Source organism: Flectobacillus roseus, from assembly GCF_030056595.1.
GTDB lineage: Bacteria > Bacteroidota > Bacteroidia > Cytophagales > Spirosomataceae > Flectobacillus > Flectobacillus roseus.
Map to the genome: position 1 here is coordinate 85205 of NZ_JASHIF010000014.1, position 26140 is coordinate 111344.

Annotated in this window: 21 protein-coding genes; 13 read left to right on the forward strand and 8 right to left on the reverse strand. The window is 37.6% G+C overall.

The features are described 5' to 3' along the window. Nucleotides 1-34 precede the first annotated feature (34 nt). On the reverse strand, nucleotides 35-718 hold the full coding sequence (locus QM524_RS16770) for a hypothetical protein (protein WP_283345450.1): 684 nt from the start codon (nucleotides 716-718) through the stop codon (nucleotides 35-37). Nucleotides 719-1019: 301 nt separating this feature from the next. Here QM524_RS16770 and QM524_RS16775 point away from each other — a divergent pair, with 301 nt between their 5' ends. Together QM524_RS16775 and QM524_RS16780 are read left to right on the forward strand one after the other, a co-directional pair. Continuing rightward, nucleotides 1020-1625, forward strand: a complete 606-nt coding sequence (locus QM524_RS16775; RefSeq protein ID WP_166549796.1) for an RNA polymerase sigma factor — start codon at nucleotides 1020-1022, stop codon at nucleotides 1623-1625. After that, entirely contained in the window at nucleotides 1615-2913 is a 1299-nt protein-coding gene (locus QM524_RS16780) for a hypothetical protein (RefSeq protein WP_283345451.1), read from the forward strand. Before QM524_RS16775 ends, QM524_RS16780 begins: the two co-directional genes overlap by 11 nt. Nucleotides 2914-3446: 533 nt before the next feature. Here the strand turns inward: QM524_RS16780 and rho are convergent. The 6 genes from rho to QM524_RS16810 form a co-directional block, all read right to left on the reverse strand. Next, nucleotides 3447-5201, reverse strand: a complete 1755-nt coding sequence (gene rho / locus QM524_RS16785) for a transcription termination factor Rho (RefSeq protein ID WP_095160649.1) — start codon at nucleotides 5199-5201, stop codon at nucleotides 3447-3449. Between the two features lie 509 nt (nucleotides 5202-5710). Then, complete coding sequence (locus QM524_RS16790) at nucleotides 5711-6340, reverse strand: Crp/Fnr family transcriptional regulator (RefSeq protein ID WP_095160648.1); 630 nt, start codon at nucleotides 6338-6340, stop codon at nucleotides 5711-5713. A gap of 164 nt (nucleotides 6341-6504) precedes the next feature. Then, entirely contained in the window at nucleotides 6505-7710 is a 1206-nt protein-coding gene (locus QM524_RS16795) for an NAD(P)/FAD-dependent oxidoreductase (protein ID WP_283345452.1), read from the reverse strand. A 164-nt stretch (nucleotides 7711-7874) separates the two neighbouring features. Beyond that, entirely contained in the window at nucleotides 7875-8372 is a 498-nt protein-coding gene (locus tag QM524_RS16800; RefSeq protein WP_283345453.1) for a DUF6691 family protein, read from the reverse strand. Nucleotides 8373-8466: 94 nt separating this feature from the next. Beyond that, a complete protein-coding gene (locus QM524_RS16805) occupies nucleotides 8467-9039 on the reverse strand; it encodes a YeeE/YedE family protein (RefSeq protein ID WP_283345454.1) in 573 nt (190 codons plus the stop codon). 623 nt (nucleotides 9040-9662) lie between these two features. Beyond that, nucleotides 9663-10151, reverse strand: a complete 489-nt coding sequence (locus tag QM524_RS16810) for a hypothetical protein (RefSeq protein ID WP_166578370.1) — start codon at nucleotides 10149-10151, stop codon at nucleotides 9663-9665. 348 nt (nucleotides 10152-10499) lie between these two features. Here QM524_RS16810 and QM524_RS16815 point away from each other — a divergent pair, with 348 nt between their 5' ends. From QM524_RS16815 to QM524_RS16860, 10 genes are all read left to right on the forward strand, one after another. Then, on the forward strand, nucleotides 10500-11009 hold the full coding sequence (locus QM524_RS16815; protein ID WP_283345455.1) for a gluconate 2-dehydrogenase subunit 3 family protein: 510 nt from the start codon (nucleotides 10500-10502) through the stop codon (nucleotides 11007-11009). A gap of 128 nt (nucleotides 11010-11137) precedes the next feature. Beyond that, nucleotides 11138-12850, forward strand: a complete 1713-nt coding sequence (locus QM524_RS16820) for a GMC oxidoreductase (protein WP_283345456.1) — start codon at nucleotides 11138-11140, stop codon at nucleotides 12848-12850. Nucleotides 12851-13002: 152 nt separating this feature from the next. Further along, the gene (locus QM524_RS16825) at nucleotides 13003-14130 is read left to right on the forward strand and encodes an AAA family ATPase (protein ID WP_283345457.1); all 1128 of its coding nucleotides are present in this window, start codon (nucleotides 13003-13005) and stop codon (nucleotides 14128-14130) included. Between the two features lie 2 nt (nucleotides 14131-14132). Continuing rightward, nucleotides 14133-15053, forward strand: a complete 921-nt coding sequence (locus QM524_RS16830; RefSeq protein WP_283345458.1) for an HNH endonuclease family protein — start codon at nucleotides 14133-14135, stop codon at nucleotides 15051-15053. Between the two features lie 135 nt (nucleotides 15054-15188). Beyond that, complete coding sequence (locus QM524_RS16835; protein WP_166578366.1) at nucleotides 15189-17528, forward strand: M1 family metallopeptidase; 2340 nt, start codon at nucleotides 15189-15191, stop codon at nucleotides 17526-17528. Between the two features lie 425 nt (nucleotides 17529-17953). After that, the gene (locus tag QM524_RS16840; protein ID WP_283345459.1) at nucleotides 17954-19027 is read left to right on the forward strand and encodes an acyltransferase family protein; all 1074 of its coding nucleotides are present in this window, start codon (nucleotides 17954-17956) and stop codon (nucleotides 19025-19027) included. 567 nt (nucleotides 19028-19594) lie between these two features. Continuing rightward, on the forward strand, nucleotides 19595-21010 hold the full coding sequence (locus tag QM524_RS16845; protein ID WP_283345460.1) for an MBL fold metallo-hydrolase: 1416 nt from the start codon (nucleotides 19595-19597) through the stop codon (nucleotides 21008-21010). 303 nt (nucleotides 21011-21313) lie between these two features. Next, nucleotides 21314-22699: a cytochrome ubiquinol oxidase subunit I gene (locus QM524_RS16850; protein ID WP_283345461.1), complete on the forward strand. Its 1386-nt coding sequence runs from the start codon at nucleotides 21314-21316 to the stop codon at nucleotides 22697-22699. A gap of 30 nt (nucleotides 22700-22729) precedes the next feature. After that, entirely contained in the window at nucleotides 22730-23764 is a 1035-nt protein-coding gene (cydB, locus tag QM524_RS16855) for a cytochrome d ubiquinol oxidase subunit II (protein ID WP_283345462.1), read from the forward strand. 523 nt (nucleotides 23765-24287) lie between these two features. Continuing rightward, on the forward strand, nucleotides 24288-24608 hold the full coding sequence (locus tag QM524_RS16860; RefSeq protein WP_283345463.1) for a rhodanese-like domain-containing protein: 321 nt from the start codon (nucleotides 24288-24290) through the stop codon (nucleotides 24606-24608). A 232-nt stretch (nucleotides 24609-24840) separates the two neighbouring features. Here the strand turns inward: QM524_RS16860 and QM524_RS16865 are convergent, their stop codons facing one another. Then, nucleotides 24841-25209 (reverse strand): winged helix-turn-helix transcriptional regulator, encoded by a 369-nt coding sequence (locus QM524_RS16865; RefSeq protein WP_166549839.1) that lies wholly within the window; start codon nucleotides 25207-25209, stop codon nucleotides 24841-24843. A 124-nt stretch (nucleotides 25210-25333) separates the two neighbouring features. Between QM524_RS16865 and QM524_RS16870 the strand changes: the two genes are divergently transcribed. Further along, the gene (locus QM524_RS16870) at nucleotides 25334-26128 is read left to right on the forward strand and encodes an SDR family oxidoreductase (protein ID WP_283345464.1); all 795 of its coding nucleotides are present in this window, start codon (nucleotides 25334-25336) and stop codon (nucleotides 26126-26128) included. The last annotated feature ends 12 nt before the right edge of the window (nucleotides 26129-26140 follow it).

The window sequence follows — 26140 nt, forward strand, 5'->3', positions numbered from 1 at the left end:
TTAGTGCTAATTTTTGAACCTTTTCCAGTATACGTTATTTACTTTTCTTTTGAAGAGAATGGTCAAATAAACCAAACTTCAAACCTAAATTTACCGACGGACCACTCACTTGATTATAATCTAATGTACTGGTTGAGCGACGATTGTCGATGCCTGCAAAACGGTAACTCGCTCCAACAAAAACTTTAGCGTATTTAAACAAATTACCTTCCAGATTTATGCCTCCTTGTGCTACAAAAAAGCGATTTCCAAAGCCATTTCTCGATGGACCGCCCCAAGGCTGTGGATTTCTATTATCGTTGTCCATTCCTAGTCTATCATTGGCTGAGCCCATTCCTAACAATACTGGGACACTAAAGTGAAAGCGTTTGCTGGGTCTAAAAGTATATTCAACTTTTACACCACCATATCTAAAATCAACTCCATCGCCACTGCGAAAACCACGCCCTGTACTATAACCACTCAGCCCTATACCTAATTTTTGATTTAATAAAATCATTGCCGAGCCTCCAAACAAGGGCTTTACATGACCATCCAAATAACTGATTTGAGTTTCGGGAGCCATATATACTCCTATCTGCTTTATTTTTACGGGTTTAAGCCCTTTTAAAATGTATTCTGTTTTACTAGAATCTTTTACAACAGCGCTTTGCTGAGCCATAGCGCCAATAGTCATGGTAGTTAGGCTGATTAATACAAGTGTTCTTAATTTTTTCATAAAATGTATATAATAAATGGTTCTTGCTATACAGTTACATACTAAGATTTGAGGTTACTCATTCTCAATATGTTATTGGTTTGAATTCAATAAACATGACCTCAATCGTGTGATAAAACGTTGCCTAATTTTTTTTTTTTTTTCAGGCAACGAAAAACACTTAATCGCAGTCAAGCTATTTAGAAAGATTTCAGATAAGGAAAAATACAAGATTTGGATGGGTATAATTGAATATCAGCCCATTACCATAGTAGATAGTCTGTTCAAATGTTTAACTTAGCTTTATAAAACACTTAAGCCTTTGTTTTTCAGAAAAAAAAATACCGACTTTGACAAGGATGACCTTGAAAGTGTCTTAAGAGCTTGCCGTGAACAAAATCCCGACGCTCAGAAGGTACTCTTCAAGAGTTACTTCAGTTATGCCAAAAATATCTGTCAAAGGTATGCCTCCAATCAGGAAGATGCGGAGGAAATACTTAATGATGGTTTTATGAAGGTATTTCAAAATATCCATCGTTATGAAAATATTCAATCGTTTAAGGCGTGGTTTAGAACGATTCTCGTAAATACGTGCATTAATTACTATCACAAACGAGAAAAGAACTTATACAGCTTAGAGGTTGAGCATGCCACCATGCCCGTATATGACGAAAATGTGATTGATAAAATGGCGGCAGAAGATATTTTGGCCTTGGTGCAAAAGCTACCTACCTCATACCGAACGGTTTTTATGATGCACGTAGTAGATGGATACAATCACCGTGAGATTGCAGAGATGTTGGGTATCAATGAAGGAACTTCACGTTCTAATTTTATGAAAGCCCGTTTGAAACTTCAAGAGATGATAAAGACATATTATCCGCACTTATTCTCAGTCGGATTAACAAACAATTTTTATGAAAACTGATCAATTTGATGATTCTATCAAGAAAAAACTTGATGGAATTCAACCCACTTTTCGGGAGGAAGATTGGGACAAATTCCAAGCTTTCGCTCAAGCCCACCAAGTACCATACTGGAAAGTACTTGTGAGCAAACAAGCAATGTACATTGCTGCTAGCATCACGATTGTGAGTCTACTTTTTACCACCTTAACCCAATACTATGCAAAAAAAGATTTACAGCAACAATTAATTTCAGTTACAGAAACAAAAGACAGCCTTTTGGTAGAAAAGGAAATGCTAGCTCAGCAGATAGAACAACAAGAACAAAAAAATGCTGAATTGGCTCTTGCTTTGGGTGCTAGTCAAAACCAAGAGAAACACTTGAAAGCTTCCGTTCAACGATTGAATGCTGAGAAACATCAAGCAACTGAGGCTGACTTTAGCTCAGGTGACTGGCAGGTGGCTCATCAGGGTACTTTACACAAAGGGCAAACTGCGATTGGAAATACTGAAAGAGATAGCCAAGGAAACTTGATTATCAATAAAGCTGATGAATCTGAAGAATCAATCGTGAAAAATTTGGCTATTCCAGATTGGCGTAGGCTAAAATCCAAAACATGGAAATTGGACTCAGCCGATACCAAAGCGCAAATTTCGAAGACTGATTTTAGTTATTACGAGCCTGAAGATACCACGCAAGGCCCACAACGAATGCGTTTTTCGCTAGCTGATGCCTATGTACGTGCTGGTGTTGGAGGAGTTGTTTCTAGTGCACAATTGGGCGTTGGTGCCCACGTGGAATTGTTTTTGGATAAACGCTTGAGTATCACTGCGGGTATTCAGTATTCGCAATTGGCTGTGCAGCGCTATCCAAATGACGATCATTTCAAAATGCGTAACGATTTTGATTTTAGAGTAAAGTTCGCGCCTAAAATACCATTTGGTGCACCAATCAAAAATATTGAAGAACAAAGTACACTAGTACAGGTTCCAATTCGAATTGGCTATTATTTGCCATTAAAGAGCGATTTTTATGTGCTGGGTAAGGTGGGTACAGACTTGGATATTTCAGGTACAAGAAGAGTAGATTTTGACTTTAGAGATAAGAATATTGAACAAACCATCAATAATGTCAATTCATCAATAGAGACCAAATTGTTTAATAATTACTTGGTTTCGTTGGGTATTGAGAAACGTTTTAATAATTTCTCTGTACAGCTAACACCAACCTATACTTTTGAACAAAAAAGTGTGAATTACCGCAAAGAATACGGACTAGGAGGGGAGTTGAAGTTGAATTACACTTTTTAAGGAAGAATCATTTTGAATTTTAGATAGAGGCTAAAGCCTGTCGTCCTTTTAGAGATGGCAGGCTTTTTTGTTGCTTTAAAGTAAGGATCATAAAAAAAAGCTAATCAAAAATTAGAAACTCCTGTGCACTGGATGTCCTAATTTGTGATTAGCTTTTTGGAAGCACTCAAGCATATTAGCTCAAAGACTAATTTATGGACTGTTTGAGTGACTCGACATTAACACTATGCTCATGAGGCTTCTTTAATCCCCGCCATTGAATTAAAGAGCTATGACGTGCTTGTGATTATTGATTCAAAGGTACTTAGTTTATGCTTTGAAAAATTAGCTTAAATATGAACAGCACGATAAATGCAATGAACAGTCGTTTTTAAATAACAAACTGTTTTTGAAGGGGTGTTTGTTACTAACAATAAGAGTGGAATATGCTCAGAGAAGAATATAAGGGAAGAGAAACAAAAAGCATTTGCTCAAAAATAATGCTATACATTTTTCATGAGCAAATGCTTTGATATATATCTGGAGATAAAATATTAGCGATTCATCGAAGCTAAAAACTCTTCGTTGCTGCGTGTATTTCTCATTTGTTGTAGTAGGAAGTCCATCGCCTCTACTGAATTCATGTCGCTCATATGCTTGCGCAAAATCCAAACACGTTGTAGTGTTTCTTTGTCCATGAGTAAATCTTCACGACGAGTACCAGAAGCAGGAACGTCGATAGCAGGGAACATACGACGGTTAGATAACTTACGGTCGAGTTGTAGTTCCATGTTACCCGTACCTTTAAATTCTTCGAAAATAACTTCATCCATTTTCGAACCTGTATCGATAAGGGCTGTTGCAATGATTGTTAATGAACCACCATTTTCAACATTACGAGCAGCACCAAAGAAACGTTTTGGTTTGTGAAGCGCATTGGCATCGACACCACCTGATAAAATTTTACCTGATGACGGAACGACAGTATTATACGCACGAGCCAAACGAGTGATAGAGTCAAGAAGAATTACTACATCATGACCACATTCAACCATACGTTTTGCTTTCTCTAAAACGATACTTGCAACTTTTACGTGGCGTTCAGCTTGTTCGTCGAACGTAGATGAAATTACTTCTGCACGAACACTACGTTGCATATCTGTAACCTCTTCAGGACGTTCATCTATAAGCAAAATTAGCAAATATACTTCAGGGTGGTTTTTGGCAATAGCATTAGCAATTTCTTTCAACAAGACTGTTTTACCAGTTTTGGGCTGAGCTACAATCATACCACGCTGACCTTTACCAATTGGTGCAAATAAGTCAAGAATACGAGTTGAGTATTGGTCTCCTCTTGATGAAAGATTTAATTTTTCATCAGGAAACAACGGCGTTAGGTATTCGAATGGAATACGATCACGAATTTCTTCGGTCGTTTTACCGTTGACAGACTCTACTCTCAAAAGGGCAAAGTATTTTTCACCTTCTTTTGGAGGACGAATCGCTCCACGCACAGTATCACCTGTTTTCAGACCAAAAAGCTTGATTTGAGAAGGCGAAACATAGATATCATCTGGAGAAGCCAAATAATTATAATCCGCCGATCTTAAGAAGCCATATCCACCATCTTGCATGATTTCGAGTACACCTTCGTTTTCGATGATACCGTCAAATTCACGGATAGCTTGGTTATAGATAGGTTTACGAACAGTTGCAGCGGTATTTGGTGCATTATTCGGTTTGTTGCCTTCTGGACGAATATCGGTTGGTGGATCTTGTTTGAAACCTAAATCAAAATCTTCACCTCCTGTTGTGATAAAAGAAGTATCGATGTCAGCAAATTCGTTTTCTACGTCTTCTGGCAAATCGATAACAATTGGGTCTTCATCAAAATCAAAGATAATATCTTCTACCGCTTCATTTTTAGCTTTGGGCTCTTTAGCGGTTCTTGTTCTGACGGTAGTTTCCTTTAACGCAGGTTCCGATTTAGTAATTGGTTCTGCTTTTGCGATCGTGTTGGCTTCTGCTACAGGATTATCAACTTTTTGAATTCGTTGTCTTTTTGGGCGTGGGCTGTCTGAAGCAGGGGCTGTGTCTTTCCTCACTTTTCTCTCTGGTTTTTGTTCATTTTCCATAGCATCGCTAATTGCAGGAGTCGATAACGGGGTGTTACCTTTTACCTGCTGGTCAAATATTTTATAGATGAGTTCTTTTTTTGGTAGGTCAATTGTATTGTTGATATTTAATTTTTGAGCAAGTTCACGAAGCTCCGATACGAGCTTAAACTCTAATTCTTCAATAGTATACATACGAGTAAAAAATAAGGCTGATAGTAATGAAAAGAGCCTTACAGGAAAATGGTGGTTAAGTCGTCTTTACAGTCGTACAACAAGATGATAAATGTTACAATTAAAATTCGGAAATCTGGTACGAGGTGGAAGATAATTGTTAAGCAATTATTAGTAAGGAGCTTAACTGAAGAATATCACTGAACAGTTATTCGTGATGCAATGATAATACCAATCTTTTAATTTGTCAAGGAGTTTGGTTATTTTTTTAAGTCTATTCCCTGTATCCTAGGCTTTTATCATCTAGTTATTTTTCAGACAATTCTTTGTTAAAATGGTTTAACGCATTTATGGGAAAATAATTGAAGCTTGTTCGAAGTAAAATAGTGCTATCTGTGTGAGTATGCCGATATTTCTCCAAGTATTTTTAATTGAGTCACTTAAAGCAGCATACTCTTCCAAATGTGAGGGGTGAAGGTAAAGGTAAATCTACGGTTTATGAAGACGGCTAATGATCATCAGTGTTTCATTTAACAGAGTTCTATTTTATTTCTGGAGAGTTTTACTTTTCCTATTTTTTCTAATTGTTTCAACAAACGAGATACCACCTCTCGTGATGTAGCGAGCTCGCCCGCCAATACTTCATGCGTGATATTGATGGTAGAGCTTTTACTTTGTTTGCTTTTGCGTTGTAACAAGTTGAGTAAACGTTCGTCGAGTTTATGAAAGGCAATCTCATCAATGGCATTCAGTAAATCTTCAAAGCGGCGCTGGTAAGTCAGGAAAACAAACTGCTTCCATGTGCTGTATTTACACATCCATTCTTCTACTTTTTCGACTGGAATAGTAATTAGGGTGGTCTTTTCTTCTGTAATAGCCAATATCTCACTTTGCTTGCGATCAAGACAACAGCTCAATGACATGGCGCATGAATCCATTCCTCCCAAATAATAAAGCAATGCTTCTCGTCCTTCATCGTCAGGGCGGAGGATTTTGATTGAACCACTCAGCACAATTGGTACGGTACGGATATATCCTCCTGGGCGCATAATTACATGACCTTCTTCGAGCTCCATGTAATTGCCAATTTTCTCTAATTCGTCAAGCAATCCTTTTTCAAAAATGCCTACAAACTTTTCTTTTACAAAAGATAAATTCATGCTAAGGGTGTCTATTTAAGTTGGGGATAATATCTTACAAGATACGACAATATATTAATATATGAATTACTATTAATATACTTTGTCAAGGTTAGATATGAAATAAGCCAAAGAAGGATAGTTGTGAACTATCTTCTTTGGCTTGAAAATAAAGGGTTAGGTTATTAAGCTTTTCCTGTCAAAATTCTATTCCAATACAACCACGGTAATATATATTTTTTGAGCAACCACATCGTCCATCGTGGTTTGGCTTGGTCAAATGGGAAAGTCATTTTGGGAGTATTACTATAATCAAACTCTGCAAGCATCAGTTTGCCATATTTCGTTGGGATTGGGCAAGCGCTGTAGCCCGTATATTCAGCAGTAGGAGTTTGTTGTGCTAAGACTTTCAACACATTTTCGACAACCACAGGAGCTTGCTTACGAATAGCAGCACCCGTTTTGCTACAAGGTGCATTGGTACAGTCACCAAGGGCAAACACGTTCGAATAGCGACTATGTTGCATAGTATTTTTGTTGATTTCAACATATCCTAAGGCATTGTTTGGGTCGGCTAAAGGGCTTTTTTTGATAAAATCAGGCGCACTTTGTGGAGGTACTGTATGGCATATATCGAAGTTTAAGCTTTTCTGAACAATATCCCCATCGGCATTTTTTTGCTCGTAGAGTATAGTTTTACTTTTTCCGTCAATTGCTACGGTATTAGCACCAAAATGTGTGTGTATGTGATTGTCTGCTACAACTTTTTCCAAGGTTTGAGCATATTCCTTTACGCCAAAGATAACACCAGCGCCAGACACATAATGTACTTCACATTGGTCTAAAATGCCTTTTTTACGCCAATAATCGCATGCCAAATACATGATTTTGTGTGGAGCTCCACCACATTTAATGGCAGTACTTGGATTGGTAAAAACAGCAACGCCTCCATTGAAATTCTTGATAAGTTCCCAAGTGTAAGGCGCAATATCAAAAGAGTAATTGCTTGATACTTCGTTTTTGCCTAATGTGTCGGATAAACCTTTAATTTTTTGCCAGTCAATCTGAATGCCCGGTGCTACAATCAAAATCTTGTAGGTATATTTTGCTCCGCTTTTACAAGTAACCTGATTCTGCTCTGGCTCAAAGGTTGCTACCGCATCTTTAATCCACGTACTTCCTGCTGGAATATAATCCTTCTCGTTCTTTTCAGTTTCGGCAATATCAAACTCGCCAGCACCTACCAAAGTCCAAGCTGGTTGATAATAATGTTTGTCTGATGGCTCAACGATACCAATAGATAATCCAGATTTGTTTTGTAACAATTGTGCCGCAACAGACAAACCTGCGTTGCCGCCACCGACTATAAGAACTTCGAATTGATTGTTCATGGCTCAGAATTTGGTTTTTTCTGCAAATTCTATAAATAATCTAAGAGGTTCTGTGATATTTGTTACATAGTAAATGTTATTTGAAAATAGATAAAATGCAAAAAGCACCCTTGTGAGGTGCTTTTTCTTAACTGATAATGCTTTAATATTTAGCCTTGTCGCCTTTAGTTTGGTAACTTTTCTTTGAAGTACCCATACGTCCAAGTACCTGCAATAGCACTCAAAAGTGTAACAATGACTGCTACAAAACCGCTACCAATTTGAGCAAATAATGGTCCGGGACATGCGCCTGTGATAGCCCAGCCCAATCCAAAAAGTAAACCACCGTAGATTTGTCCTTGTTGGAATTTTTTGGGATGAAACTCTACCGTTTCCCCTGATAGCGTTTTGATATTGAATTTTTTGATGAGAAATACCGAAATCATACCTACCACCACAGCGCTACCAATAACGCCATACATGTGAAAGCTTTGCAAACGGAACATTTCCTGAATTCTGAACCAAGAAATAATCTCTGCTTTTACGAAAACGATACCAAACATAATTCCTACGATGAGGTATTTGAGATTGGATAAACCGCTTTCTGAAGTTTTCATATCGTTTGGCGCTTCGCAAACGAATTCTTCTTTTTCTACTATTGGAGTTTCAAATGTCGATTTCATGATAATATTTTTATGAAAAATATGTGCGAGAAAAGTGAGAGTTGTGTGCTCTATTGAACACTTTGTGCCTTTGTCCCTTGTGCCTGTTCCCTTTTTAAAATAACTTAAATATCAATGGCAACAACAAGTGCGTTGAAGCAAAACCGCCAACCATAAAGCAACACGTAGCAATCACCGACGGGACTTGTAAGTTAGAGATACCCATAATGGCATGTCCTGAAGTACAGCCTCCCGCCCAACGTGTGCCAAATCCAACCATAAAGCCACCGATGACAAAGAATATCAACCCTTTTAAGCTAAAAATATTTTCAGTTGCAAAAATATCTGAAGGCATCAAGCCATTAAAGTCCTTAATTCCTAAGGTGCTTAAATCTTTGATAGTTTGAGGATTAATAACAATGGCATTAGGATTCGCTAAGAAATTAGTAGCAATAAATCCACCGATTAAAACGCCAAGAACAAAAATTAAATTCCAGATTTCTTTGCGCCAATTGTATTTGAAAAATGGTATATCTGCTGGCATACAAGCCGCACAGATATGTCGTAATGACGATGATATACCAAAAGATTTATTTCCGATTAATAACAAAGTAGGGACTGTAAGTCCGATTAAAGGACCTGCCACATACCAAGGCCACGGTTGTTTAATGAATTCAAGTAGTTCCATAATTATGTTTAAATTGTTTTAAAATAATGTCTATAGATTAAGTATTTTATTTTCTGATTTCTTAAAAAATTACAGGATTTCTATAACGTTGAGTAATTTATTGGTAAAAAATGCTTGAGAATCAAAAGATGTCTATCCGAAGAAGTAGAAAGCATAAGTATCATTTAAACAAATAGTTAGCGATATTTAGTTTCAAAAAGAATAAAGATAAGTAGTCATTCATTGTATGATTATTTCTTTTTGATGATACAAAGTTATTTTAATGATAGGGCATTAAATGTAACTTTTATCACATAGCGCAAATTTTCTATAGCCCAAATCTGGAAATGAATAGAATTACCTTCCTCTGTGAAGTAGACAAAATAAAAAATGCCGAAGATGGTTTGATATCATCTTCGGCATTTAAGTACTCAGACGTAAGAAGCTTGCTTACAAAATTTGTTGATTAGTCCTTTGTTAACATTCAAGTTGATTATAAATAAGCTTTAAAGCGCTGATACATGAGGTGCTAATGCCTGGTATTCGGCTGTCAGCTATGGGCATTTGGCAAAAGTATTTCCCATGAATCCGTAGAAGTTTTTCTGCCTAATGCCTACGGCTTATTGACTAAAGCATATTGATACTTAAATGGTCACCAAATTTGCTTCAACTTTTTCTTCGTTCATGAACGACAAGTCTAACTTGATATTAGGTAACAATTCTTCTTCTAATTGATTCGCCCACTCGTTGAGATAAAGGACTACATCGTCACGGTAATTGTGGCGCATTTTGTCACGACGCTCTAATGGAATTCTAGCTAAAACTTTTTTATCACTCAAACGTTCTAAGTTCTGTAAGTCGGAAGTTGTTAGACCATGATTGAGCATATCCGAAATAAGTAAGTCCATCGGAAGCCCACTAGTTGGGCAAAACTCTTCTACTTGCTCGCGCCAATCGCCACGACCTTGCATGGCAAATTCATGAATTTGTGCTTTGGTGAGTTGGGTTAATTCTTGTGCCAAGTTGCCACAGTTACAACTTCCCATGTGCCCCCATTGGTAAGGATTTCCGATAGACAATTTTTGGGCAGTACGACGCAAGGCTTGGATGAGTTCTGGATTTGCATGTGCCATAAAATACAATAGGATATAATGAAACAATCTTTTGAATGAAGGCTAAACTCGCTGTTTGTATATTTTGTTTAAGTAAATTTTTTTCTTAAAAATATTATATTTTTTACTTCATTAGCCTAATTGATAAGGATAAGCATTTATGAAAATATGTGTATATTGGGAGTTATTGCTTATAAAAATCTGTCCTAATATTTTTTTGCAAAGTTTTAGGATAAAAAAGTACTAGTCATGCCATTAAAGGGCTTAATTAGTAATTACCCATTATGATTTTTAAAGCTATAATAAAGATAAGAAATATCCCCAAAGACTAAAAATAATCCCATTTTCTTACTACTAAAAGACAAACTTATGGAAAGACGTAATGCCTTAAAAAGTATGGCGATGCTCATTGGAGGAGCGGTAGCTTTACCCGAGTGGGCAAATGCTTGGTCGACCAACTCGATAACCGCAAAAAATTGGTTGCGTCCTAATTTGGCGAGTGTACTAAGCGAAGCTGTTGAGACAATTATTCCCAAGACAAACACACCAGGAGCAAAAGACCTTGGATTGGACACTTTTATTCAAAAAATGGTAGCAGATTGTTACTCTAAGGAAGTACAGTCAGCTTTTGCCAAAGGTATTGGCCAGATAGACTCTGTTGCTCAGCAAAAATACAGCAAACCATTTACTCAGCTTGATACACCACAGCGCATCGAATTGTTGAAAGGCTTTGAAAGTGGAGCCGAAACCAAAGATTTTTATGGCTTGCTTAAAGGTTTAACGGTACGTGGATACCTCAATTCTGAATACGTAATGACCAATATTACGCATTATGAAATGGTGCCAGGCAGATACCACGGATGTGTAAAAGTAAAATAAGTAATTAGGCTTTCGGTAATGAGCTATGAGCGTTCGGCAAAAATGTCTCGATGATTTAATCAGCAGTGCTTTTTAGCAACAACGCTGTAAACCGAACTTCGACAGCTCTTCAAATAATCATTGATTTCATGAGTAATTTTAATATAGATAGCACAAAAAATAGAACCTATGATGCCATTGTGATTGGCTCAGGTATTAGCGGTGGCTGGGCAGCCAAAGAACTTACAGGAAAAGGCTTACGTACCTTGGTGCTCGAACGCGGGCGTGATGTACGTCATGTGGTAGATTATCCGACCACGATGTTACAGCCTTGGGAATTTGAACACAGAGGGCAATTACCTTATGAGGTCAAACAAGAAAATCCTATTGTAAGTAAATGTTATGCTTTTTACGAAGGTACAACGCAGTTTTTTGCCAAAGATAAAGAACATCCTTACGTACAAGAAAAGCCTTTTGATTGGATTAGAGGCTATCAAGTAGGTGGAAAATCGTTACTATGGGCACGCCAAACGCAACGCTGGAGTAATTTTGACTTTGAAGGGCCTGCACGTGATGGCTTTGCGGTAGATTGGCCAATTCGTTATAATGACTTGGCTCCTTGGTATAGTTATGTCGAAAAATTTGCAGGTATTACAGGTAACAAAGATGGTTTGGATACACTTCCAGATGGTGAGTTTTTGCCCCCTCACGATTTGAATTGTGTTGAAAAGTATTTCAAGGAACAAGTTTCCAAAAACTACAAAGACCGTCATATCATTATTGGTCGTGCGGCGCATATTACCAAAGCACAACCAATTCACTTACAACAAGGTCGTGCGCAGTGTCAGCATCGTACGATTTGTGAAAGAGGTTGTCCATTTGGAGGATATTTTAGTAGTAATGCTTCAACAATTCCTTGGGCAATGAAAACAGGGAAAATGACTCTTCGCCCTGACTCGGTAGTTCACTCGATTATTTATGATGAGAAAAAGGGAAAAGCAACAGGCGTAAGAGTTATAGATGCCAATACCAAAGAAATGATTGAGTTTTATGCTAAAATCATTTTTGTCAACGCAGCGGCTTTGAATACCAATTTGATTTTGTTGAATTCTACTTCAAATCGTTTCCAAAATGGTTTGGGTAACGACAGTGGAGTATTGGGTAAATACGTGGCTTTCCACAACTACCGTGCACGTGTGTCAGGCGAGTATGATGGGTTATTGGATTCAACAACCGATGGTCGTCGCCCGAACAGTGGTTATATACCTCGTTTCCGTAATGTGTATAAGCAAGAAACAGACTTCTTACGTGGATATGCCGCAGGGTTTGATGGTCGTCGTATCGAGTATAACAGTAGCGAAGGTATCGGAGAAGATTTGAAAGTAAATCTTGGAAAGGTAACACGTGGGGCGTGGAGTGTAGGTTCGCACATGATGGGCGAGACTATCCCGAAAGAATCCAACTATGTAGCTCTCGACAAAGCTTTGAAAGACCCTTATGGCATTCCGCAATTGCGTATTGCTGTAGGTTATGATGATAATGACGAAAAGATGGTCAAAGATTACTTGCAACAAATGACAGATATGTTTGAGAAAGCAGGTTTTAAAAATATCAAGACCTACGATTCAAAACAGGCTGCTGGTTTGGATATTCACGAAATGGGTGGAGCTCGAATGGGCAAAGACCCCAAAACATCGATACTCAACAAATGGAACCAAATGCACGCGTGTAAAAACGTATTTGTAACCGATGGCGCGTCGATGACATCAACCTCAACACAAAACCCATCTTTGACTTATATGGCAATGACAGCTCGTGCAGCCGACTACGCCGTGAAGCAAATGAGAATGGGTAATTTATAAGCTTATCCAAAAACAAAAAAGCTCAATACCACCAGTGTATTGGGCTTTTTTGTTTTGTATAGACTTATGGCGATTAGCGGTTTTTATGATTACATTTGTGTATAGTAAAAAGATAAATTTTGTCGTTTATAACAGATAAACAACTGACTGATATGCCTCCAATAGCACTAAAATCCTTTCATATAAAAAATTACAAAGGTATCATAGACACCAAAGTTGAAAATATCCCATCGGATACACAATGGATTTTTTTGACAGGTGAAAATGGTATTGGTAAAACTTCTATTTTGCAGGCGTTTGTAGAATACACGAACACTTTTATGTCAACTAAGGATTCATATTTACACTTTTTACATCACAAAGATGAAATCTATATTACCCCTCCAAGAAGACTTAAAGAATATCTTATTGATAGATACGAATATGAACCTCTTATTTATTCAATGATAGGTTATGGTTCATCAAGATTGAGAGTGTCTGATAAAATGCCAATACATTTAAGAGATGTTTTTGGATTTTCAAATAAAAATCATTCTTTATTTTCTAATGATGTATTATTAATAAATATAGAAGAACGTCTTAAAGATTGGTATCTAAACTATAAAAAAGGGTTTCAAAAACTTGAAGAGCTATTCAAATGTTTATTGCCAAATCTGGATAAAATAATAGTTGAGTTTGATGAAATAATTAAAGCCTCTACGGTAAAATACTTTGAAAAAGATGTTGAAAATAGCATATATGACGGTGTAACATTTGAAGAACTTGCAGCAGGATATAAAAATATTATTGCTGTGGTTGGAGATATGGTTTACAGATTCTCTTTAAAGCAAGATGTTGAAGACAACAAAGATTTAGAAGGCATAGTAATGATCGATGAATTTGAATTACATCTTCATCCAAAATATCAAAAATTGTTTGTAGAAAAACTAACAGAATTATTTCCCAAAATTCAATTTATTGTTTCTACACATAGTCCTATTCCTTTGTTGGGTGCACCTGCCAATTCGGTTATCATCAATGTCACCCGTACTAAGGAAGAAGGTATTCAAGCCAAATTATTGGATATAGATTTTAGTGTACTTACTCCAAATACTATTTTAAGTTCACCAATTTTTGGTTTTCAAGACTTAATACCTGACAGTAAAAGCAATGAAAAAATGGTAAGGACGGAGGAGACCTACAAAGAAGTTTTGTTTCATGACCAGTTAGATAAGCAAATAGATGAATTTTTGACAGATGATAAAAAGCAAGAGTTGTTAGACCTATTAAAAGAAAAATAATTATGCGGAAAGTAGTTAAAGACTTAAAGAATATACCTGCATCATTAGTTAGTCAAGAGGCTATAGACAGTTTACAAAATATTATTGATACAAGAAATAACGACTTGATAAAATCTGATATTTATAGAGGGAAATATCTTAAAGCAAATGGAAGCAAAGGAGATGAAGTTGTAGAAAAGTTAGCTAAAATATATCATGGGAAATGTGCTTATTGTGAAGAACGAACTTTAATATACATAGAACATTACCGCCCGAAGGGTAGAGTACAAAAGGCAAAACACAGCGGGTATTTTTGGCTATGCTATGAATGGACCAACTTACTGCCCACTTGCCATGAATGTAATAAAATTGGAGGAGGTAAAGCTGACCAATTTCCTGTAAGTAACAAACACCTGACTTATGATGATTGTCTTACTAACCAGCAGATTGACTCTGTAAAAATAAAAGCTACCTATCTCAACTCAAAAGAAGCCCCTTTTTTACTTCATCCAGAAATAGATGAGCCGAAAGATTTTTTGGCATTTGAGATTGATGCTAATAAGAATGGCGTTTCCATGATAGGGATTGATGGAATAGGAGGTAGAGGGGATAAGACTATTAGTATTTGTAATCTTAATCGACAACCTCTTTTGTTAAATAGGTTAAACTACATAAATGATTATGTGAATACTAAAATCAAAAAGCTATTTGCAAAGCTTTCAAAGGGGAGCATACCCAAAGAAACGTTTAGAGAAGAAATGAAAGAATTATTTCAAGAATTGGATAGTCATAAAACAGACGAGAAAAGGACGTTTACCTTACTAAGATGGTTCGTCATGGAGAGTGCAGACAATTTTCATAAGCTTGCCATTTCAAGTCTACCAAAAAATGAACAAGAAGTTGCCCTTGCTTTTTTCAAAGCCTACAAAAACGGCACGTTATAGTTTAGAAGCGTACCAGAAATCTACTCAATTCGCTCAACTCCTTACTTTACCTGCCAAATAGCATACAAAAACCAACTGCTTAAAACTGTTTTTTTCTTAATTTCGTCAAAAACATTTTTCACCAACAAATCGACCATGAAAAAAATACTGTTGATTTTTTCTGGCTTGGTTGCTTTCTCTAATTTAGGGGCTTTGGCACAGCAAACTGCCAACCCTTATAACGGCAACAAGCGTTTTGAACAACTAGGCACCGACTTGCCTACGCCAAACTCGTATCGTACTGCATCGGGTGCGCCTGGCAAGGACTATTTCCAACAACGTGCTGATTATGACATCAAAGTAGAACTAGATGATATTCAACGTAAAATCACTGGTTCTGAAACTATCACGTATTTCAATAACTCTCCTGACGAGCTTCGTTACCTTTGGTTGCAATTAGATCAAAACCTTTTTAAGGAAGATGCCATCGGTAATACTACCAAAACGGGTGGCTTGGGTCCGCAAGCTAGTACAGCTCAATTCAAAAATTTGACTGATCCTAAAAAGTACGGTTATAACATTACATCAGTGCGTGATGCTAAAGGTGGTAATTTACCTTATACCATCAACAACACGATGATGCGTATTGATTTGCCTACCCCATTAAAATCAGGTGCAAGTGTTTCTTTCTCAATCGACTGGAACTACTTGATTACTGAGTACTATGGTCGTTCGGGTTATGAATATTTTGCAAAAGATGGTAACTGTAACTATTTCATTGCTCACTGGTTCCCTCGTATGGCTGTGTACAATGACGTATATGGTTGGCAACACAAGCAATTCTTAGGTCAAGGAGAATTTACCTTGAACTTTGGTAACTACAAAGTAGCCATTACCGCGCCAAACGACCATGTGGTTGGTGCTTCTGGTGAATTGCAAAACCCAACTCAAGTATTGTCAGCTGAACAATTGAAGCGTATGGAGAAAGCAAAAACTGCTACTCGTCCAGTATTAATCGTTTCTCAAGAGGAGGCAGAAGCTGCTGAAAAGGGTAAACCAACTGGTAAGAAAACATGGGTTTACAAGGCTGATAACGTTCGTGACTTTGCTTTTGCTAGTTCACGTAAATTTATCTGGGATGCTATGCAAGTAGACGTAGAAGGTAAAAAAGTTTGGGCTATGTCCTTGTATCCAAAAGAAGGTAATCCACTTTGGGGACAATACTCAACAATGGTAGTAGCACATACATTGCGTTCATACTCGAAACATTCGGTGGCTTATCCTTATCCTGTAGCATATTCTTGTCATGCTACTTCGGGTGGTGGTATGGAATATCCAATGATTTCATTCAATGGTGGTCGTCCTGAGCCAGATGGTACTTATTCTGAAGCTACGAAGGCTGGTATGATTGGTGTAATTATTCACGAAGTAGGTCATAACTTCTTCCCAATGATTATCAACTCTGACGAACGTCAGTGGTCTTGGATGGACGAAGGTTTGAATACTTTCTGTCAGTATTTGGCTGAGCAAGAGTGGGATAGAGATTTCCCTTCTCGTCGTGGCGAGCCTCAGTATATTGTACCTTACATGAAAACTGACCCTACTCAACAAGTACCTATCATGAGTGGTTCTGATAATATCATGGCATTTGGTCCAAACGCGTATGCAAAACCTGCAACAGCTTTGAATATCTTGCGCGAAACGGTTATGGGTCGTGAATTGTTCGATGCGGCATTCAAAGAATACGCTCGTCGTTGGGCTTTCAAACAACCATATCCTGCTGATTTCTTCCGTACCATGGAAGATGCTTCAGGTGTTGATTTGGACTGGTTCTGGCGTGGATGGTTCTACGGTGTTGAGCCAGTAGACCAATCTATCGAAACAGTTGAATGGTTTGGTATCGACAACCAATCTCCTGAACAAAAGAATGCGAAAGCAAAAACAGAAGCTGAAGCAAAACGTCAGACAATGAGTAATATCCGTAACAAAAAAGATATTTCTCAAACAGTAGTAGAGGCAAATCCAGATATGCGTGATTTCTATAACAGCTATGATCGTTATGCAACTTCTGAAGCAGATAAAAAACGTTTTGAGCAAGCAACAGCAGGTCTTTCTGACGAAGAGAAACAATTGATGAACGGCAACAAAAACTTCTATGTAGTTAACTTGAAAAACAAAGGAGGTTTGCCAATGCCAGTGATTATCAAAATGGTATTCGAAGATGGTACTGACGAAGTGGTTCGTATTCCAGCAGAAATTTGGCGTTTGAACGACAAAGATGTGAAGAAAGTAATCCCTACTGATAAAAAGGTAGCAAAATGGGTACTTGACCCATTCTATGAGATTGCCGATATCAACACAGAAGACAACGCATTCCCTCGTGAACCAGAGCAACCAACTCGTTTCCAAGTGTTCAAAGGACAGCGTCCTTCTATGCCAAACCCAATGCAACAGCAAAAACAAGCAGCAGGTGCGGTACAAGGTGCTAAGAAATAAGAATTCTTTCTAGCATAAAAAGGAGGTAATCCCGAATGTTGACATTTGGGATTACTTCCAACTTTTATCAAAAAAGGCGGTTGAAATTAGTTTTTCAACCGCCTTTTTTGATACTACCATGCTAGATTTTACTCAGCTCAAGACGCAATCATTGCGTCTCTACTAATAGAATACAAATTTTAACATAATCACTCATCCGCTCAATCACTAAATCGTTAAATAAAACTCAGGAATGGTTTTCTAGGGAATTTTAAAACATTCTTCACTAAAGTTCTGACAATTTTGTTATCTTCGAAACTTCAACTTCAAGAATTGCTTCTTGAAATAAATAGATCATAATCTTTATTTTACCCTTTTAAATATCCTAGTAAATCGCTGATAACCTGTTTGTTATTGTCTTTGCTAAAGATGGGTCGTTTATCTGTATGTCTTCAAAACCTCAACACAACTATCTTCCACAGCTAGACGGTATTCGTACCATCGCTATTGGTTTAGTGTTAATATTTCATTGGTTGCCAACCAACCATTGGGTCAATACCCTTCCTAATGGTACGATAGGGGTAACGCTCTTTTTTGTCTTGAGTGGTTTTTTAATTACGGATATTCTTATCAAAAACAAAACAGAGTCTTTGGGTGATGCTGTGCAGGTCTATAAAAATTTTATGATAAGAAGAGCCCTGCGCATTTTCCCGATTTATTATCTGACGTTAGCGGTTGGTTTTGCATTGCCTAAACTACATATTCCTTTTACGACTGATTTGTATCAGCACCCTTGGTACTATATTCTTTATACATACAATCATTTGCTGGAAAAAACAGGTTTTTGGGCAGATGCCTTTTCGCCCTATTGGTCGTTGGCGGTGGAGGAACAATTTTATTTGGTATGGGCATTTGTTGTGCTCTTAATACCTAAAAAACATACGATTACCTTGCTTTGGGCAACCGTAATTTTGGGCATTATTTTCAGATTTTACTTTATCTATATCCAACAAGGACAAGGTTTGATTACTCTTACTTGTATTGATTGTTTTGCGTGGGGAGGATTGCTCTCTTGGTATCGAATCAATCAGGTACAGAATCAATTACATCGCCTATTGCAATACACGATATTACCTTCACTAGCCATACTTTTGTACGTATCATTTGTGAAAGATAACACTGCAACTTTGGTGAAAATTTTATTTTTACGCACAGCAATTTCTTGTATTAGTGCATATATTTTATCGCTGATTTGTAGTCCGAAACCCCATTGGCTTAATACCGCACTATCGAGTGCACCAATGGTTTTTGTTGGTAAAATCAGTTATGGTGTGTATGTGTATCACATGACTGTACCTTTATTGTTTTGGTTTGTTTGGCAAAAATTTCATCTACCAGCCATCGGTAATCACTTTACGAGCTTAATTGTTTTATTGGTAGCTAGTTATCTTTCTTGGATTCTTTTCGAAAAACCAATCAATAACTTGAAAAAGTATTTTCCATACCAGACAAAAAAATAGGAAATACAATCATCAAAATCAAAGCTGGAACTCATGTTTAAACCATGTTTTCCAGCTTTGATAATTTTAGACCATTCTTTTTTACTTTTATCAGTAATAAGAAATATAAAATTGAAGCTGTTTAAACATTTCAAAAGACATATTTTATTGATTAATTCTTCGTCTTACTTTTTAACTAGGCGTTCCCGCCTTGATACAAAAAGTAACCGCAGCGGCGGCCGCAAAAAATTCAAGAATTTATAATCGGAGTGGCGTTCCACCTCGCTTCGCTCAAACAGTATAAATTCATTGCTGACGCAAGCAAGTTTACGAAAGTTTAAACAGCTTCATTGTAATATGTCTGATTGTGATAACGGATATACTATTAACGAATAACATCATCTCATAATCACGATGCTCTGGCAAATTGTCCAATATTACCTTCGGATATTAGTATTTATCATTTTTTTCAAAAAAACTTTTGATATAAGTAACATATATCACAGAATTCTGTGTTATAAGCTTATAATTTTGAAGCATAAATCGATTAAATAGACTTTTAAAAATATTCATAACTATCTTAAAGCCATGAAAATAGAACAAATTTATACAGGTTGTTTAGCGCAAGGAGCATATTACATTGAGTCGGAAGGTGAAGCTGCCGTAATAGATCCACTTCGCGAAGTACAGCCTTATATCAACAAAGCTCAGCGTAATAATGCCACTATCAAATATGTTTTCGAAACCCACTTTCATGCGGATTTTGTTTCGGGACATATCGACCTTTCTCAAAAGACAGGTGCACCTATCGTGTATGGACCAAATGCGGTGACGGGCTTTGATGCACATGTGGCAAAAGATGGCGAAGAGTTCCAATTAGGAAAGGTTAAAATCAAAGTATTGCATACACCAGGGCATACGATGGAATCCACTTGTTATTTGTTGATTGATGAAAACGGACAAGAAAAAGCGCTTTTTAGTGGTGATACTTTGTTTATCGGAGATGTTGGTCGTCCTGATTTAGCACAAAAATCTGATTTGACTATCAATGACCTTGCTGGATTTTTGTTTGATTCATTGCGTAATAAAGTGATGACTTTGCCCGACGACGTGATTGTATATCCTGCACACGGAGCTGGTTCGGCTTGTGGTAAAAACATGAGTAAAGAAACAACCGACACTTTAGGCAATCAAAAACAAACCAACTACGCCCTTCGTGCTGATATGTCGAAAGAGCAGTTTATCAAAGAAGTAACCGATGGTTTGAGTAAGCCGCCACAATACTTCCCTCAAAACGTGATGATGAACAAACAGGGTTACGAAAGTATCGATGTAGTCATGAATCGTGCGGCACAAGCTTTGTCTCCAGAGGCATTCGAAGCGGCAGCTAACGAAACAGGTGCCGTATTGTTAGATACTCGTAATGCACAAGTTTTCAACAAAGGATTTGTACCAAACTCAACCAATATTGGCTTGAATGGACAGTTTGCACCATGGGTTGGCGCATTGATTCCAGACTTGAAACAAGAAATTTTATTGATTACCGAAAAAGGACAAGAAGAAGAAACCATCACTCGTTTGGCTCGTGTAGGATATGACTTTGTGATTGGCTATTTGGATGGCGGTTTTGAGTCTTGGGAAGCTTCAGGTAAAGAAATAGACACGGTAGAGTCGATTGATGCAACCGAATTTGCGACAAGACTAGCTTCAGAGGAGGCTCCTTTGGTAATCGATGTGCGTCGTCCTGGCGAGTTTTCAGCAGAACACGTAGATGGAGCTATCAATTTGCCATTAGATTATATCGACGAAAATTTGTCGGAGTTTCCTAAAGATAAACCATTTTATATTCACTGTGCGGGGGGCTATCGCTCGATGATTGCTTCTTCGATTTTGAAAGCACGTGGTATCGAAAACTTCATTGATATTAACGGAGGCTTCGGTGCTATCCAGAAAGCAGGTATCAAAACAACCGATTTTGTATGCCCATCGACGTTGAAAAAATAGGGACTTAAAGTGTAAAAGGGATAAGGCACAGAGGCACAAAGTGGATATGTTATCAGATAAAGTAGAACCCTTTGTCTCTTTGTGCCTCTGTCACTGTTCCCTAATTAACAACCTTTTTTTAGTATGATTTTAGGTAAAAATTGTAAAAGATACAGTTGCTTTAACTGTATCTTTTTTTTTATCATTTTCTGCCCCAACTTTAGGGGGAATTGATTTCAGGGAAATAGTTTTGAGTAATAATTTTCTTGAAAAACGCTAGCCACTATTCCCTCAATACAATCTCAATCTAAACTCCACAATGTTATGGATACAGCGTTTCTATCCCGCATTCAGTTCGCCTTTACGGTGGCGTTTCACTACATTTATCCCCCTCTTAGTATTGGTCTTGGTATCGTGATGGTTATCATGGAAGCCCAGTATCTGCGCACAGGCAAAGAAGCCTATGCTCAGATGACTCGCTTTTGGATTAAAATCTTTGCCTTGATTTTTGGTATTGGCGTAGCCACAGGTATTGTTATGGAATTTGAATTCGGTACCAACTGGGCTGTTTACTCTCGTTATGTTGGCGATATTTTTGGAAGTGCCTTGGCAGCAGAAGGAATTTTTGCGTTTGCCCTCGAATCGGGCTTTTTGGGAATATTACTTTTTGGATGGAACCGAGTTAGCCGACGAGTACATTTCTTCTCAACCGTTATGGTGGCAATGGGTTCGATGTTTTCAGCGATTTGGATTGTAGTCGCCAACTCATGGCAACAAACCCCTGCGGGTTTTCGAATCGAAGGTAAGGGACTTTATGCCCGTGCAGTGATAACCGATTTTTGGGCAATGGTTTTCAATCCATCTTCTGTCGAGCGTCTTTCTCATGTGTTGTTGGGTTCGTTTTTGGCAGGTTCATTTTTGGTGCTGAGCGTAAATGCCTATTATTTACTTCGTAATCGTCATGTCGAAATTGCTCGTAAAGGATTTAAGATAGCGCTGGTTGTGGCTACAATTGCTTCGCTTTTACAACTATTTTCTGGGCATAAATCGGCCGACGGTGTGGCGCATAATCAGCCAGCCAAACTAGCAGCATTCGAAGGGCATTATGAAGCTTCTGCCGTAGCGGATATGTATTTGCTGGGCTGGGTAGATACCAAAAAGCAGGAAGTGTCAGGACTTAAAATTCCGAAAGGGCTAAGTTTTTTACTGTATCAAGATTTTAACAAACCTGTTATAGGCTTAAATGCCTTCAAGAAGGAAGATCAACCGAAGGCGGTCAATTTTGTATTTCAGACATATCACTTGATGGTTGCCATTGGAATGACATTGATTGCATTGACTTTGCTAGCGTCGTTTTTATGGTGGAAAGGTACTTTGTTTGAACAACGTTGGTTACTACAAATTTTTGCTTGGTCGGTATTATTGCCACAATTGGCCAATCAGCTAGGCTGGTACTCAGCCGAAGTGGGTCGTCAGCCCTGGGTGGTATATGGTTTGTTGAGAACATCCGACGCTTTGTCTCAATCTTTAAAAGCTTCGCAGGTAGTATTTTCACTGGTATTGTTCACCTTGGTATATATGCTTTTGTTTGGCTTGTTTGTGTATTTGCTTAATAAAAAAATCAAACATGGTCCGACCGACGATTATTCAGGAGATTATTCGGACGATATTCCTGATTATTCAAAACGTGACAATCCAATTTTGCAATAAAAAGAACCTCTAATACAAATAGATAAAATCATGGAAATAATCTTTGGACTCGATTTACCTACGTGGTGGTTTTTGGTCGTGGGTGGTGTATTTACAGGATATGCCATTTTGGATGGATTTGATTTGGGAGCAGGAGCTCTGCATTTATTTTTCAAAAAAGAAGAAAGTCGTCGTATTGCACTCAATGCCATCGGACCTGTGTGGGACGGAAACGAAGTGTGGCTAGTAATAGGAGGAGGGGCGCTGTTTGCGGGTTTTCCAGTAGTATATGCAACGGTATTTTCAGCTTTTTATGAGTTGTTTATGCTGTTTTTGGTATTATTAATTTTTCGTGCAATCTCCATTGAATTTCGCTCCAAAGAACCAATGGCTTGGTGGCGTCAGCTATGGGATGTGAGCTACAGCGTTTCGAGTATTATGTTGGCGTTATCTTTGGGGTTAGTACTTGGAAATATCATTCAAGGTTTGCCAATCGACGACCAATTTATTTATAGAGGAACAGTTGGAGATTTCTTTAATCCATTTTCTATTTTGATGGCGATTACTACATTATCGTTATTTATGATGCACGGGGCTATTTATTTGGTGATGAAAACAGAGAATCGTCTTTATGCTAAATTGACAGTTTTGGTAAAAAATACCACTATCTTTTTTGTGTTGATGTTTGCTTTAAGTACAGTTTACACGCTGTTATATTTGCCACACATGGTCGAAAGATTTAAGGAAGTACCGATGATGTTTTTCTTCCCTGTACTGACGATTTTGGCTGTAGCTAACATTACACGACAAATTACGAAGCGTAAGTATCGTTTTGCCTTTTTCTCTTCGGCTTTTGTAACGGCTATGTTGATGGCATTGGTGGCTGTAGGTTTATTTCCCAATATTGTGTTATCCACAATCGACCCACAGTTTCACATAGATATCCACAATGGAGCGTCAACCGATAAATCTCTCAAAATTATGCTAACGTTTGCCGCCATCGGCGTGCCTTTGGTGGGACTATACACAGGTTTTGTATTTTGGACTTTTAGAGGAAAAGTAAAATTAGACGAAACAAGTTACTAACCGAGATATGTTTAATTTTAGATTGATATGTCATTTCTAATTGGGTGAATGAGTGATTTTGATGTTATCAAGCATGTTGATATCATTTTTTCGAATTAGAATTATTCTTCAAATTTTCATCAAAAAAGCGGTCGGTAAATTATTGCCGACCGCTTTTTTGATGCTACTATGCTAGATATGAATTGGCTTGAGACGCAATCATTGCGTCTCTACTGCGAGAATACAGATTTTAAAATAATCACTCATTCACTCAATCGCTCAATCACAAAGATGCTACTATGCTAGATATGAATTGGCTTAAGACGCAATCATTGCGTCTCTACTGCGAGAATACAAACTTTAAAATAATCACTCATTCTTAATTCAATTAATTAAATGAAGGATGTAGGAATATTTTTTTCGTATAAAAAAGTCTTATGTAACATATATCACTGTAAAGCAGTGACTTTATACCGAATTTTGGTCTATAGTTAAAGATGCCAAGAGGTATCATTTAACCATTAATATTTAAACGTCTAAGATCATGTTCGATTTTTTTAAAACTAAGAAAAACTACGAAAATATTTCATCATCAGCATTCAAGGCTATGATTTCTGAAAATCCTAATGCTGTAATTATTGACGTACGTACTGCTTTAGAATTTAAACAAGGTTCGATTCCAAAAGCAATTAATATAGATTTGATGGATGTGAATTTTTCACAAAAAATAACACAGTTAGCTAAAGACAAAACATACTTGGTATACTGTCGCAGTGGTAATCGTAGTGGGTCTGCGTGTAAGTATATGGGCGATAATGGCTTCGAACACGTGTATAATTTGTCTGGTGGAATTATGAGCTACTAATGAGGCTATGTTTTTCAATACCTTAACCACTTATAGATTTTTAAAAAGTAGATTATAGAAAGGGCAACTTAAAACTCGATGGAATATTTCTGTCGAGTTTTTTTATGTCAGTAACTCGCCAATTGACCATCCTCAAAATAATGAGTTAAGAAACCAGATTCAACAATATTTCGATGCTTGTCTCGTTGGAGATAACTTCAACAAGGACAAAATGTATTGTGTTGTTGGTTATTTATTCGTTTTCTGCATTTAATCGTTTCATAATAACCGATCGCAGTTTTTCTTCGTTATCATCGCCCCATTGCCCTAAAACCGAGAGCACAGGAATTAAAGACTTACCAAATTCAGTCAGACTGTACTCTACTTTTGGTGGCACAACAGGGTAAATTTTCTTCGTCACTAAATCGTGGGCTTCTAACTCATTCAACTGAATATTCAACACCCTTCGGGTTGCATCGGGTATCTTGCGTTGTAGTTCGCTTGGGCGTTTATGACCTTCATTGATAAACCACAACAAGCGGATTTTCCACTTGCCATAAAGCACCTCTCCAATCAAGTCGAGACCACAATTTAAGTTTGGCAAAATTTTTCTCTCATACATAAAACAAAAGTAGTTTATAGTTCCAAAAGGAACAATAGGGGAATAATTTAACCCTATACGAATCGTATTTCCGTAATTGTTTCATGTATATGTATGTCAGAAATTTGTACAAAAAACAACAAAAATGGAACAACACTTTAATTTCAATAATGAATTATCGGGGAAGATTGCCTTGGTAACAGGAGGTACAAAAGGGGCAGGGAAAGCCATTGCAGAAAGGCTTTTACAAGCTGGTGCAACTGTCATTGTCACAGCCAGAAATGCTCCCGAAGAAGAAAACAGCAATTTGCATTTTATTCCTGCTGATTTAAGCAAGACTGAAGGTACACAAAAAGTAGTCAGCGAGGTGTTGGCGACTTATGGAACACTAGATATTCTAGTGAACAACCTTGGTTCGTCAGTCACTCCCGCTGGTGGTTTTGCTGTATTAACTGATGACGATTGGGTGTCAACCCTACAAGCTAATTTGCTTGCTCCTGTTCGATTAGATAGAGGATTTTTACCACAGATGTTAGCTAAAAAAAGTGGTGTTATTATTCATATAGCTTCTATTCAGGGTAAACTACCATTATATGATTCAACCTTGCCTTATGCAGCTGCAAAAGCAGGATTAATCAATTATAGCAAAAGTTTATCAAATGAAGTTACCCCAAAAGGGATTCGTGTACTAACTGTTTCGCCTGGCTGGATTAATACAACAGCATCGAAAGCTTGGTTGGGCGAGATTGCAAGAAATGCTAATAGTACCCTAGAAGAAGCTCAGCAAAGCGTCATGGATGCTTTGGGCGGAATTCCTTATGGTCGCCCTGCACAACCCGAAGAAGTTGCCGAATTAGTAGGCTTTTTGGTTTCGCCAAGAGCCAATTATCTCACAGGAACAGAATTTGTCATCGACGGTGGCACAGTACCAACCATTTAATCATCTAAAAAT

Coding starts and splice junctions, on each gene's coding strand:
- QM524_RS16780 (WP_283345451.1), top strand. CDS start 1,615: ATGAAAACTGATCAATTTGATGATTCTATCAAGAAAAAACTTGATGGA.
- QM524_RS16860 (WP_283345463.1), top strand. CDS start 24,288: ATGTTCGATTTTTTTAAAACTAAGAAAAACTACGAAAATATTTCATCA.
- QM524_RS16770 (WP_283345450.1), bottom strand. CDS start 718: ATGAAAAAATTAAGAACACTTGTATTAATCAGCCTAACTACCATGACT.
- QM524_RS16795 (WP_283345452.1), bottom strand. CDS start 7,710: ATGAACAATCAATTCGAAGTTCTTATAGTCGGTGGCGGCAACGCAGGT.
- QM524_RS16800 (WP_283345453.1), bottom strand. CDS start 8,372: ATGAAATCGACATTTGAAACTCCAATAGTAGAAAAAGAAGAATTCGTT.
- QM524_RS16840 (WP_283345459.1), top strand. CDS start 17,954: ATGTCTTCAAAACCTCAACACAACTATCTTCCACAGCTAGACGGTATT.
- QM524_RS16870 (WP_283345464.1), top strand. CDS start 25,334: ATGGAACAACACTTTAATTTCAATAATGAATTATCGGGGAAGATTGCC.
- QM524_RS16825 (WP_283345457.1), top strand. CDS start 13,003: ATGCCTCCAATAGCACTAAAATCCTTTCATATAAAAAATTACAAAGGT.
- QM524_RS16865 (WP_166549839.1), bottom strand. CDS start 25,209: ATGTATGAGAGAAAAATTTTGCCAAACTTAAATTGTGGTCTCGACTTG.
- QM524_RS16805 (WP_283345454.1), bottom strand. CDS start 9,039: ATGGAACTACTTGAATTCATTAAACAACCGTGGCCTTGGTATGTGGCA.
- QM524_RS16845 (WP_283345460.1), top strand. CDS start 19,595: ATGAAAATAGAACAAATTTATACAGGTTGTTTAGCGCAAGGAGCATAT.
- QM524_RS16790 (WP_095160648.1), bottom strand. CDS start 6,340: ATGAATTTATCTTTTGTAAAAGAAAAGTTTGTAGGCATTTTTGAAAAA.
- rho (WP_095160649.1), bottom strand. CDS start 5,201: ATGTATACTATTGAAGAATTAGAGTTTAAGCTCGTATCGGAGCTTCGT.
- QM524_RS16830 (WP_283345458.1), top strand. CDS start 14,133: ATGCGGAAAGTAGTTAAAGACTTAAAGAATATACCTGCATCATTAGTT.
- QM524_RS16820 (WP_283345456.1), top strand. CDS start 11,138: ATGAGTAATTTTAATATAGATAGCACAAAAAATAGAACCTATGATGCC.
- QM524_RS16835 (WP_166578366.1), top strand. CDS start 15,189: ATGAAAAAAATACTGTTGATTTTTTCTGGCTTGGTTGCTTTCTCTAAT.
- QM524_RS16810 (WP_166578370.1), bottom strand. CDS start 10,151: ATGGCACATGCAAATCCAGAACTCATCCAAGCCTTGCGTCGTACTGCC.
- cydB (WP_283345462.1), top strand. CDS start 22,730: ATGGAAATAATCTTTGGACTCGATTTACCTACGTGGTGGTTTTTGGTC.
- QM524_RS16815 (WP_283345455.1), top strand. CDS start 10,500: ATGGAAAGACGTAATGCCTTAAAAAGTATGGCGATGCTCATTGGAGGA.
- QM524_RS16850 (WP_283345461.1), top strand. CDS start 21,314: ATGGATACAGCGTTTCTATCCCGCATTCAGTTCGCCTTTACGGTGGCG.